Below are 11,013 nucleotides of genomic sequence, written 5' to 3' on the forward strand. Positions count from 1 at the left end.
CATATTCCCTGTCTGAGCCGGCGGCGTTGAAAAGCCGGCAACGCTCCCCATCTGTGGCGGACGTTTTCGTTATGGACGGCAAATATGGAAGCATTGCTTAGTGTACTCCTCGTGGCGCTGGTCTGCGGCGCGCCTTTCTGGTACCCGCGCTGGACGCTGAAGCGCGCCCTTGCGCGCCCGTTGCCGCCGGAAGCCCTGGCCACGCTGCGCCGCTATGTTCCCGTTCATGACCGCATGAGTCCGCAATTGCAGCAGCAGTTGCAGCGGCGCGTCATCCAGTTCCTCCATCAGAAAAAATTCGTCGGCTGTGCCGGCCTCGAGGTGACCGACGAGATGCGCGTCGCCATCGCCGGCCAGGCTTGCCTGTTGCTGCTGAACCGCTCCAGCGACGTCTATCCCGCGCTGCGCGCGATCCTGCTGTACCCGGGCGCCTTCGCGGCGCCGCGGCAGGATGTCGGGCCCGGCGGCGTCGTCACCCCGTTCAAGCAGACGATGCTGGGCGAGTCGTGGCAGGACGGCCGCGTGGTGCTGTCGTGGGACGATGCGGCGCGCGGCGCGCTGGAATGGGACGGCCACAACGTCGTGCTGCACGAGTTCGCGCACCAGCTCGACAGCGAATCCGGCAGCACGAACGGCGCGCCGTATCTGGGCAGCGCGGCAAGCTACCGCAGCTGGTCCGAGGTGCTGTCGCGCGACTACGCGCACCTGCGCCGCGCAGCCTGGCTGGGCAGCCAGGACAGCGTGCTGGACCACTACGGCGCCACCAGCCCGGCCGAATTCTTTGCCGTCGCCACCGAGGCGTTCTACGGCAAGCCGTGGCAGCTGGCCGCACGCCACCCGGCCCTGTACGACGAGCTGTCGAAGTACTACCGGGTCGATCCGCGCACGTGGCTCGATGCGCCGCCGCCCGAGCCGGAGCCGCAGCTGGAACCCGCCGTGTTCGCAATGCCGGCCGTGCCCGCAAACCGCTCGTTCGCGTGGGCGAACTGGTAATGGACTTCGAGGACTTCGATGCCTCTCCCGTCGCGGGCGCCCGGCCCGAAGCGTCGCCGCTGACGCGCCTGCAATACCTGATCGACAATACCCCGGCCCTGATCTACTGCACGGTGCCGAGCGGCGACTTCAAGATGACGTTCGTCAGCAATAACGCGGTCAACGTGCTGGGGTACCGGCCCGAAGAGATGATGGCCGACCCGAACTTCTGGTTCGACCACATCCACCCGGACGACAAGCCGCGCATCGTCGAAAGCCTGGCCAAGGTGTTCACCGAGGGCCAGCAGGTGTACGAATACCGCTTCCGCAGCGCCGACGGCGAGTACCGGTGGATGCACGACACCTTGCGCCTGATCCGCGACGAGGACGGCCGGCCGCTCGAGGTGATCGGCGCGCTGACCGACATCACGGACCGCAAGCGGATGGAAGAGGCGCTAAAGGCGACGGGGCGCAAGCAGCAGCAGTTGATCGGCAAGCTGCGCGAGGCGCACGAACAGCTGCTGCAGTCGGAGAAGATGGCGTCGATCGGCCAGCTGGCGGCCGGTATCGCGCACGAGATCAACAACCCGGTCGGCTTCGTCAATTCGAACATGGGTTCGCTGCAAGGCTATGTCGGCACGCTGCTGGAGCTGATCGACACCTATGCCGACGCGGTCGCCACGCACCCGCAGCTGGCGGCGCGCATGGCGCCGGTGCGCGAAGCGGCGGACCTCGATTTCCTGCGCGACGACGTGACGGCGCTCGTGCGTGAATCGATCGACGGGCTGCGCCGTGTGAAGGAAATCGTGCAGTCGCTGAAGGATTTTTCGCACGTGGGCGAAACGGAGTGGCAGCTGGCCGACCTGCACCATGGCCTGGACAGTACGCTGAACATCGTCGCCAACGAGCTCAAATACAAAGTCAACGTGATCAAGGAATACGGCGAGCTGCCGCGCATCGAATGCCTCGCGTCGCAGCTGAACCAGGTGTTCATGAACCTGCTCGTCAACGCGGGGCAGGCGATCAAGGAACGTGGCGTGATCCGCATCCGCACCGGCGTGAAGGACGAGTGGGTGTGGGTCGAGATCGCCGATTCCGGCGGCGGCATCGCACCCGAGCACCTTACCCGGATCTTCGAGCCGTTCTTCACGACGAAGCCGGTCGGCAGCGGCACGGGACTGGGCCTGTCGCTGTCCTACGGCATCGTCACGCGGCACGGCGGGCGCATCGACGTGCGTTCGCAGCTGGGCAAGGGCACCGCGTTCACCGTCTGGCTGCCGCAGCGCCAGCCGCGCAAGGAACAGGGAGCGCCCGACGTCAAAGGATGACCGGTCAAGGGATGATCGGTCAAAGAATGATGGAGCCGTCCGGGCCCCAGTTCACCCGCGTCAGCCCCGGTTCCTCGGCCTCCAGCCGCAGCGCTTCCAGTTCCTGGGCGGTGAGCGGCGCCGGCACGGCACCCTGTTCGGCCAGCAGCAGCACCCGTCTCATGGCACGCCCTTGCGCTGCACGAAGATCGGCAGCCGCATGCCGCTCTTGGTTTCGAAGTCCTGCACCTGTCGGATCATGCGGGCATCGAGCACGTGGTCGGCCGCCAGCAGCATCAGGCCTTCGCGGCTGACCAGGTCGCGCGCCAGCACCATGCCCGGCACCAGCTCGCCGGACAGCACTTCGACGCCGGCCAGCGCGTCGCCGCCGTCGGCGTCGAACACCTGGCGGAACGCCGTGACGACGGCCGGGTCGTAGCGCGTGCCGCTGCCGTCGAGGATCAGCGAACGGGCTTCCGGCTCGCGCAGGTGGCGCTGCACCATGCCGCCCTGTTGCAGGTTGTAATAATCGGCGACGAGCGCCAGGATGCGCGCGCCCAGCGGAATGGCGAAGCCGGACAGGCCGTCCGGGAAGCCCTTGCCGTCGAAGCGCTCCAGTTGGGCACGCAGGATCGCGGCGCTACCGCGCAGGTCTTCCAGCGGCATCAGCAGCTGTTCGGCGGTGATCGGGTGCTTGCGGTACTGGCCCAGCGCGGTGCCGTTCATCAAGGTCAGCGGCGTCTTCAGCAGATCGTCGGAAAAGCCGATCTTGCCGATGTCGTGCAGCAGCGCGGCCACGAACACGTCCTGCGCCTCCTTGCTGTCCATCTGCATCTGGGTCGCGATCTTGCGCGCCAGGTCGGCCATCTGGCGCGACTGCCCGGTCAGGTTCGTGCCGCGCAGCTCGGCGATCGACGACAGGATCTTGATCGTCGTGATGAAGTTCTGCTTCAGCCGGCGGTTGGCGGCCGCCTGCGCGTCGTTGGCGGCCTGCTGGCGCTGGGCCAGCAGTTCCAGGCGCTGGCGCTCCTGCTCCAGCGCGCGCTGCTCGAGCGCCTGGCGCACGACGAGCTGGATGTCGTTGTCGTCCCACGGCTTGGTGATGTAGCGGTAGATCTCGCCCCGGTTGATCGCTTCCATGATCGAATGGATGTCCGAGTAGCCCGTCAACAGCAGCCGCAGCGTGTCCGGCCAGCGCTCCCGCACCTGCTGCAGGAAACGCGCCCCGTCCATCTCGGGCATGCGCATGTCGGAAATCACGAGGTCGACGCTTTCCTGTTCCAGCACCTGCAGCCCGGCGGCGCCGCTGTCGGCGGTCAGCACGCGGTAGCCCTTGCCGCGGAACAGCCGGCGCAGCGCGGAGAGGATATTTTGTTCGTCGTCGACGCACAGCAGGGTCGGCATCGGGGTTTCGGCTACAGGCGTCATGCTCTGCTCTCGGGTGGCCAGGTCGGCTTCATTATGGCGCATTTTCGCGTGCAAGCCCGGCCCGGCTATGTGCGTCAGCGAACGGAAAGGGGCGGTCGGGCGGGGCAAGCTGACTGCGTCCCGAATGCAGGAGAAAAATCATGACGACCATCATTGCCGGCCACTTCCAGTTGCAAGAGCAGATCGACGCCGCCCGCCGGGCGCTGCAGGATGCAGGCTTTCCAGAAGACCGTATCAGTTCGTTCTACGTCAACCAGCCGGGCCAGCATGGCATGCATGAGCTGGGCGGCGACCGCACGCTGTCGCCGGGCGCGAAGGATTCGCCCGAAGGCCTTGCCAAAGGGGCCGCGACGGGTGGCGCGATCGGTGCCGCGCTGGGCGCCGCCACCGTGCCGCTGACGGGGCCGGCAGGGCCGGTCGTCGGCGGCCTTGTCGGCGCCCACGTCGGCTCGCTGTACAGCTTCTCGCACATGAAGGAGAAGGGCGAGCCGGAGAAGGGCGGCGAGAACACCGTCGAACCGCGCAAGAGCGGCATGATGATCGCCGTGGCGCTGCCGGACGGCGACGAGCAGCGCGCCGTGCAGCTGCTGCGCGGCCTCGGCGCCCACCACGTCGAGCGCGCCGAAGGCACGATCGCCGACGGCGACTGGAAGGATTTCGATCCGCTGTCGCCGCCGCACGTCGTCGCTTGAGGCCAGTCCGGCCGCACCGCGGCGATTTTCCGGAGCCAGTCAATGACACATGCCTGGGTAGTGCTCACGGGGGCCGATGGCCGCGATGTCCAGGCGCCGACCGAGGCGCAACTGGCCGCCGCGCTGTCGGAGATTTATGAAGGCGATGGCGTGGCCGGCCCCGACGGCGGCCCGCCGACCGCCGTGCTGCGCTTCGGCTATGACGACGGCCTGATGTACCTGATGGAAGTCGCCCGGGGCGGTGCGATCCGCTTCGAGGAATGGTCGGACCGCGACTGCGAGATCGCGCTGGCGAGCCCGCGGCGCATGTCGGCCGACAAGGAAGACGCGCTGCAGCTGTGGAAATGGCTGGCGCAACGGCAGGTGGCGAAGATTCGCGACCAGGATTGGCAGTCGGCCTGAGCGGGCGTTACTGCAATCAGTGCGCCATCAGCACCGGCACCGTCATCGTCTCGAGCACCGTGCGGGTGACGCCGCCCAGCAGCGTTTCGCGGAAGCGCGAATGGCCGTAGGCGCCCAGCACGACGAGGTCGCAGCCCCGTTCGCCCGCCAGCATCAAGAGGGTTTCGCCGACGTCGCCGGGGCGCTTCAGCAAGCCCTGCCGCGGCGATTGCGCCAGCGCGACGGTGGCCGTGATGCCATGCCGCGCCAGCCATGCCAGCGCTTGGCTGCCCGGCGTGTCGCCGAACGCGGCCGGGTGCAGGTCGGCGTCGATGATCGCCAGCGTCACCTGCTCGGCGCGCGCCAGCAGCGGGAGCGCCTCGCGCGCGGCCCGGGCCGACTCCTTGCTGGCGTTCCAGGCCAGCAGCACGTGGCGGCCCGGTGCCGGAGCGCCGGGGCTGGCGATGCCTGCCGTGCTGACGGAAATCGATCCCCGCGGCCGCGCCGTGTGCGGCACGACAAGCACGGGGCAGCCGGACTCGGTCAGCACTTCGGCGGGAAAGGAGCCGGGGCCGCTGGTGCGCTGCTCGGGCAGCGCCTGGCCGACGATCGCCAGGTCCGCATGGCGCGCCGCCAGCGCAAGGCCGGCGCCCGGTTCGTCGTCCATGATCCTTTCCTCGAACGAGTGGACACCCAGCGCGCGCATCTGCGGCGCGAACGCGGCCAGCGCCGTGCGGGCGCGCTCGCGCAGCATGTCCAGGTGCAGCGCCAGGTTCGGATCTTCCTCGTCCACCATTTCGTTCTGGTACAGGAAGCGGGAGACACCAGTCAACGCGACGCCGATCACGTGGGCGCCGTGCTGCAGCGCGAGCTCGGCCGCCATCAGCACGCGTGCGCCCGCGTGCGGTGCTTCGTCCAGGTGTACCAGTATCGTCTTGTAGCCCATGCGCCGATTATAGGCCGCGGGTAGGGCCGCCCGCGCACGGAAGGGCAGGGTGGATGGGAATCAGCGGCGCTGTTCGAGCCGCGTCTGGCAGACGATGCACAACGGCGCTTCCGGGCGTGCCTCCAGCCGCGAATAGCCGATCGGCTCGCCGCAGCTTTCGCAGTCGCCGTACTCGCCGCTGTCGAACTTGGCGAGCGCATGGCGCACGGCGGCCAGCTGGGCCAGGCGATGCTCGTCCGCCTCCGCTTCCAGCTGGTTCAGCGTGCGGTTGCTGGCACTGTCGGCCGGCGACGTTTCCACCTCGTCGACGGCCGGCGAACGGTTGAACTCGCTGTTTGGCCGGTCCGCAAACTGCCGGAGCAGCGCAATCTTGCGCTGCTCGAGCGCCGCTTGCAATGCGGCGAGCTGGTCTGGCGACAGGGCGTTCATGTGTCCGTCATCCGTCCATGCATGTGTCCATTCATTGGTCCACTCATTGGCCCACTCATTAGCCCATTGTATGCCGGGGCTTCGGTTCCGGGGCCGCTTTGTCCGCGTCCTGCAACGCCTCCAGATGCTCTTTCAGGTCTTCCAGCGCGGGGCCGAGCCCTTCCGGACGCACCGCGGCAATCGCGGCCGCCGCGGCCAGCAGTGCGGCAGCCACGCCGGACAGGTCCTTCGCGCGCTCGATGCGGCGGATGCGGTCGCGCGCCCGCGCGGCCAGGTCCAGCAGCTCCTGCGCCTGCCCGCCGAGCCCGGCCGTGGCATAGCGCACGGCATCCGCATACAGCGCATGGGCTTGCTGGCGCAGCGCCACCTCTTGGTCGAACAGCGCCTGTGCCTGTTCGCGCGTGATGGCCTGGCCGGCGGGTGTGCCGTTCTGGCGGATCGCGCGGATGATGCGCTTGTGCAGCGCGTCCGCGCTGGCGGCAAAGCTGTCGGCCAGCGCCTCGATGTCGGCGGGCAGCGTGGTGGTGCTGGTCATGGCGTAGCTCCTTGCAAGGTTGCGGCGACGCGCGCCGCCGGCGGCGGCCCGGCATCGGGCAACGGGTCCAGCATGCGGTACAGCGCTTCATGGCGGGCGCGGATGTCCCGCACGTTCTGCGCGGCGAGCGTGTGGCGCAGCCCCAGCAGGCGGTACTCGTGCTGCTTGTCCTGCCGGTGCGCCTTGGCCAGCGCGGCCAGCAGGCGGTCCTGGGGCCGGTCGGCGAACGGGATCTCCGTTTCCAGCATGCCCAGCACGATCGCCTGTTCGTTGTCGTGGTTCTTGTCGTAGTAGCGCAGCACGTCGTTCATCGCATCGAGCGTGTCGCGCAGCGGCGCGTAGCCGTCGCGCAGCATGTCCTGCACGGCGCGGTCCTGCACCCGGCCCGACACGCCGCGCGCCAGCACCCGCGCCAGCCCGGCGTAGGCGTTCACGTAGCGGTCCGTCAGGCCCGTGTCCGGCCACGCCTTGATGCCTTTCGCCATCTCCTTGATCTGGTCGCCCGGATCGAAGCGCTCGCCGCCGGCCAGCGCGCCCAGCGTGCGCAGGTAGGCGACGGCCGCGTCGTGCAACGCCACCAGGTCCCGATACGCCGCGTGGCGCTGGGCATCGGTCGCACGCTCGCGCACGTCCGCAGCCGGGCTCAGGTAGGGCTGTTCACGCTGATAGGTGTCGCGGTAGCGGGCGCTGAGCTCGGCATAACCGTTCAGCTTTGGCGCCTGGGCCGCGAGCGCCCGGGCTTCCTGCAGGCGCGGGTTCGCGCAGCCGGTCAGCAGCAGGGCCATCAGCATGGCCAGCAGCATCGTTCGGGGCGCGCCGCGGCGCGGAGAAGGGTGGCAAAGGTGGCGCATGATGCTCCTTGTCGTGACAGGAACGATCATCTTGCGCCAACAAAATTCGCTGCCGCTTGCGACAGCGCAAATCGACAGAATGTCCGACGCGTCAGGCAGCCATGCCGGAACGCCAGTTCAGGCCGGCGACGGTGCCGGCCAGCGGGCGGTACTCGCAGCCGATCCAGCCGTCATAGCCGAGCTCGTCGAGCAGGCGGAACACGCCAGGGTAGTCGATGTCGCCGGTGCCTGGTTCGTTGCGGCCCGGCGCGTCCGCCATCTGCACGTGGCGCACGTGCGGCAGGGCGCGGCGCAACGTGGCGATCACGTCTTCGCCCATGCGGTGCATGTGGTAGATGTCCGACTGCAGGAACACGTTGTCGCTGTCGCAGGCGGCGATGATGCCCAGCGCCTGCTCGGTGCGCGACAGGAAATAGCCTGGCATGTCGATCGTGTTGATCGGCTCGATCACGAGGCGGATGCCGCGCGGGCCGCACAGGCTGGCGGCATAGTCGAGGTTGACGACGTACGTCTCACGGGCGCGGCGCAGGTCCATGCCCGCCGGCATGATGCCTGCCATGCAGTGCAGCACCGGCACGCCCAGTCGCGTCGCGTATTCGACGGCCTTGTGGACGCTGTCGCGGAATTCGCGGTGGCGGCGCGGGTCGCAGGCCAGGCCGCGCTCGCCCGCCTGCCAGTCGCCGGCCGGCATATTGTGCAGCACCATCGACAGCCCGTTGTCGTCCAGCCGCTGGCGGATGTCCGCCGGGTCGTGGTCATAGGGGAACTGGCATTCGACGGCGTCGAAGCCGGCCGCGCGTGCCGCGGCGAACCGGTCCAGGAACGGGACCTCGGTGAACAGCAGGGTGAGGTTGGCGGCGAACTTGGGCATGGGCGGCGATCGGTGTGCGGCTATTGATTTGAAAGTCTCTATCGTAACAGAAACTTGAGGGTGTTAGCAATTATGCACAACTTTCGCCCGGACCGCCAGCCCGGCGGTCCAGGTTTTACCGCTCGGTCAGCGGTCGCGGCCGCCGCCGGAGCGTGCCGAGGCGGGCGCCCCGCTGCGCTGCGGATTGCGTGGGCCGGCGCTGCGGCCGCCCGAACCGTTACGGCCGCCGCCGCCGGAACCGCTGCGCCCACCGCCTGCGCCGCCGTTGCCGCCGCCATTGCCGCTACCGGCCGTTGCGCGCGACGCGTTCGGCTTGCCGCGGCCGCCGCCGCCATTGCCGCCGCCCGGGCGGGGATTGCGGTGCTGGCCCGTGCCGCTGCGCAGCTGGATCGGCTGCGGGCGGGCGTTCGGATCGGGCTCGAAGCCGGGCACGACTTCGCGCGGCAACGTCTGCTTGATGAGCTTTTCAATATCCTTCAGCATGTCGTGCTCGTCCACGCAGACGAGCGATACCGCCTCGCCCTTGGCACCGGCACGGCCGGTGCGGCCGATCCGGTGCACGTAGTCTTCCGGCACGTTCGGCAGGTCGTAGTTGACGACGTGCGGCAACTGGTCGATGTCGATGCCGCGCGCGGCGATATCGGTGGCCACCAGCACCTGCAAGGTGCCGTCCTTGAACTCGGCCAGGGCGCGGGTGCGCGCCGACTGGCTCTTGTTGCCGTGGATCGCCATCGCCTTGATGCCGTCCGCGCCCAGCTGTTCGACGAGCTTGTTGGCGCCGTGCTTGGTGCGGGTGAACACGAGCACCTGCGTCCACTTGTGCGTGCGGATCAGGTAGGACAGCATCGGGTGTTTCTTGTCGCGGTCGACCGGGTGGATCTTCTGCGCGATGATCTCCACTGTCGAGTTGCGGCGCGCCACTTCGATCGTGGCCGGCTTGTCCAGCAGGCCGTCGGCCAGCGCCTTGATCTCGTCCGAGAACGTGGCCGAGAACAGCAGGTTCTGGCGTTTCGGCGGCAGCGCGGCGAGCACCTTGCGGATGTCGCGGATGAAGCCCATGTCGAGCATGCGGTCCGCTTCGTCGAGCACGAGGATCTCGACCTTGTCGAGGTTCACGGTGCCCTGTGCCAGGTGGTCCAGCAGGCGGCCCGGCGTGGCGACGAGGATGTCGACGCCATGCTTCAACTGCTTGATCTGCGGATTGATCGACACGCCGCCGAAGATCACGGCCGAATTGAGCTTCGTGTACTTGCCGTACACGCGCACGCATTCCTCGACCTGGGCGGCCAGTTCGCGCGTCGGCGTCAGGATCAGCGCGCGGATCGGGCGCTGCGACGTGTTGTTCGTCAGTTTGGAACCGTAGGCGTCGGTGGACAGCCGTTGCAGCAGCGGCAGCGTGAAGCCGGCCGTCTTGCCGGTGCCGGTCTGTGCGCCGGCCAGCAGGTCACCGCCGTTCAGCACAGCCGGAATGGCCTGCGACTGGATCGGCGTTGGGGCGGTGTAACCCGTTTCGGTCACGGCGCGAACGATCGCATCGGACAAGCCAAGTTGAGAGAAAGACATAGGTGCTCTGTGAAAGTCGCCGTGAGGAGGCGAAGGAAAATCGTGTTGGCCGGACTCACCGGCAATTTCTCACAGGCAGTATATCAGTGTTCCTTCTCAGTAATTTCGCGCCGGCAATAAAAAAGGAGGCAAACGCCTCCTTTTTTTGTAACAGAGCTACACCAACCTTTGCAATTATGCAAATTCTGCAAGCAAACCCACCATCTGGCCGAACACGCGCGGGCTGGCCGCCACGATGTGGCCGGTGTTCATGTAGTTCGATTCGCCATTGAATTCGCCGGCGATGCCGCCCGCTTCGGTCACCAGCAGCGAGCCGGCCGCGATGTCCCACGGTTGCAGGTTTTTCTCGTAGAAGCCGTCCAGGCGGCCGCTGGCGACGTATGCCAGGTCCAGCGCGGCGGAGCCGGCGCGGCGCACGCCGTGGCAGCGCTCGGCCATCAGGCCGTACATCTTCAGGTATTCGTCCAGCGCCTTCGGGCTGCCGTTCTTGTAGCCGGTGCCCAGCAGCGCGCCGGCGATGCGGTCCAGCTTGCGCACGCGGATGCGCTTGTCGTTCAGGTAGGAGCCGGCGCCTTTCTCGGCCGTGAACAGGTCGTTGCGCACCGGGTCGTAGACGACGCCCAGCGTGATGACGCCGCGCTGTTGCAGCGCGATCGACACCGCGTACTGGGGGAAGCCGTGCATGAAGTTGGTGGTGCCGTCGAGCGGATCGATGATCCACACGAACTCGCTCTCGTCGTTCACATTGCCCGTGGTGCCCGATTCCTCGCCGAGGAAGGCGTGGGTCGGGTAGGCTTTCTGCAGCACCTCGATGATCGCCTGCTCGGCGGCCGTGTCCACGTCCGTGACAAAGTCGTTATGTTGTTTTTCGGTGACGCCGACCCGGTCCAGGTCGAACGAAGCGCGGTTGATGACGGCGGCGGCGCGGCGGGCGGCTTTCACGGCCGTGTTGAGCATTGGATGCATGGCAATTCCGTAATAGAAGACAGGCCCGCCCGGCGCAGGGGTGCGCAGCAGGCGGACGGTGCTGTGAACGAG

Annotated in this window: 13 protein-coding genes; 4 read left to right on the forward strand and 9 right to left on the reverse strand. The window is 67.8% G+C overall.

From position 1 onward, the window contains the following. Positions 1-84: 84 nt before the first annotated feature. Positions 85-993 (forward strand): M90 family metallopeptidase, encoded by a 909-nt coding sequence (locus tag IP92_RS21965; protein WP_145879139.1) that lies wholly within the window; start codon positions 85-87, stop codon positions 991-993. Then, positions 993-2,300 (forward strand): PAS domain-containing protein, encoded by a 1,308-nt coding sequence (locus tag IP92_RS21970; protein ID WP_145879141.1) that lies wholly within the window; start codon positions 993-995, stop codon positions 2,298-2,300. Before IP92_RS21965 ends, IP92_RS21970 begins: the two co-directional genes overlap by 1 nt. A 19-nt stretch (positions 2,301-2,319) precedes the next feature. Here IP92_RS21970 and IP92_RS30275 read toward each other — a convergent pair whose 3' ends face one another. Both IP92_RS30275 and IP92_RS21980 read right to left on the reverse strand, forming a co-directional pair. After that, positions 2,320-2,463: a hypothetical protein gene (locus IP92_RS30275; RefSeq protein ID WP_199271828.1), complete on the reverse strand. Its 144-nt coding sequence runs from the start codon at positions 2,461-2,463 to the stop codon at positions 2,320-2,322. Next, positions 2,460-3,707, reverse strand: a complete 1,248-nt coding sequence (locus IP92_RS21980; protein ID WP_145879143.1) for an HD domain-containing phosphohydrolase — start codon at positions 3,705-3,707, stop codon at positions 2,460-2,462. Before IP92_RS21980 ends, IP92_RS30275 begins: the two co-directional genes overlap by 4 nt. A gap of 140 nt (positions 3,708-3,847) precedes the next feature. Between IP92_RS21980 and IP92_RS21985 the strand changes: the two genes are divergently transcribed. Both IP92_RS21985 and IP92_RS21990 read left to right on the forward strand, forming a co-directional pair. Next, entirely contained in the window at positions 3,848-4,399 is a 552-nt protein-coding gene (locus IP92_RS21985) for a glycine zipper domain-containing protein (protein WP_145879145.1), read from the forward strand. Positions 4,400-4,441: 42 nt separating this feature from the next. After that, the gene (locus IP92_RS21990; RefSeq protein WP_145879147.1) at positions 4,442-4,801 is read left to right on the forward strand and encodes a hypothetical protein; all 360 of its coding nucleotides are present in this window, start codon (positions 4,442-4,444) and stop codon (positions 4,799-4,801) included. A 16-nt stretch (positions 4,802-4,817) separates the two neighbouring features. Here IP92_RS21990 and IP92_RS21995 read toward each other — a convergent pair whose 3' ends face one another. The 7 genes from IP92_RS21995 to IP92_RS22025 form a co-directional block, all read right to left on the reverse strand. Further along, positions 4,818-5,726, reverse strand: a complete 909-nt coding sequence (locus tag IP92_RS21995) for a universal stress protein (protein WP_145879149.1) — start codon at positions 5,724-5,726, stop codon at positions 4,818-4,820. Positions 5,727-5,786: 60 nt separating this feature from the next. Then, positions 5,787-6,155, reverse strand: a complete 369-nt coding sequence (locus IP92_RS22000; protein WP_145879151.1) for a TraR/DksA family transcriptional regulator — start codon at positions 6,153-6,155, stop codon at positions 5,787-5,789. Positions 6,156-6,213: 58 nt separating this feature from the next. Beyond that, positions 6,214-6,690, reverse strand: a complete 477-nt coding sequence (locus tag IP92_RS22005; RefSeq protein ID WP_145879153.1) for a hypothetical protein — start codon at positions 6,688-6,690, stop codon at positions 6,214-6,216. Continuing rightward, entirely contained in the window at positions 6,687-7,541 is an 855-nt protein-coding gene (locus tag IP92_RS22010; RefSeq protein WP_199271829.1) for a hypothetical protein, read from the reverse strand. The genes IP92_RS22005 and IP92_RS22010 overlap by 4 nt, the downstream gene beginning before the upstream one ends. 91 nt (positions 7,542-7,632) lie before the next feature. Beyond that, on the reverse strand, positions 7,633-8,412 hold the full coding sequence (hyi, locus tag IP92_RS22015) for a hydroxypyruvate isomerase (RefSeq protein WP_145879155.1): 780 nt from the start codon (positions 8,410-8,412) through the stop codon (positions 7,633-7,635). A gap of 126 nt (positions 8,413-8,538) precedes the next feature. Beyond that, positions 8,539-9,975, reverse strand: a complete 1,437-nt coding sequence (locus IP92_RS22020) for a DEAD/DEAH box helicase (RefSeq protein ID WP_145879157.1) — start codon at positions 9,973-9,975, stop codon at positions 8,539-8,541. 174 nt (positions 9,976-10,149) lie between these two features. After that, entirely contained in the window at positions 10,150-10,932 is a 783-nt protein-coding gene (locus IP92_RS22025; protein ID WP_145879324.1) for an inositol monophosphatase family protein, read from the reverse strand. Positions 10,933-11,013: the final 81 nt, after the last annotated feature.

Origin of the sequence: Pseudoduganella flava (genome assembly GCF_007830495.1) — a bacterium.
In the GTDB taxonomy this organism is placed as follows: Bacteria; Pseudomonadota; Gammaproteobacteria; order Burkholderiales; family Burkholderiaceae_D; genus Rugamonas; species Rugamonas flava.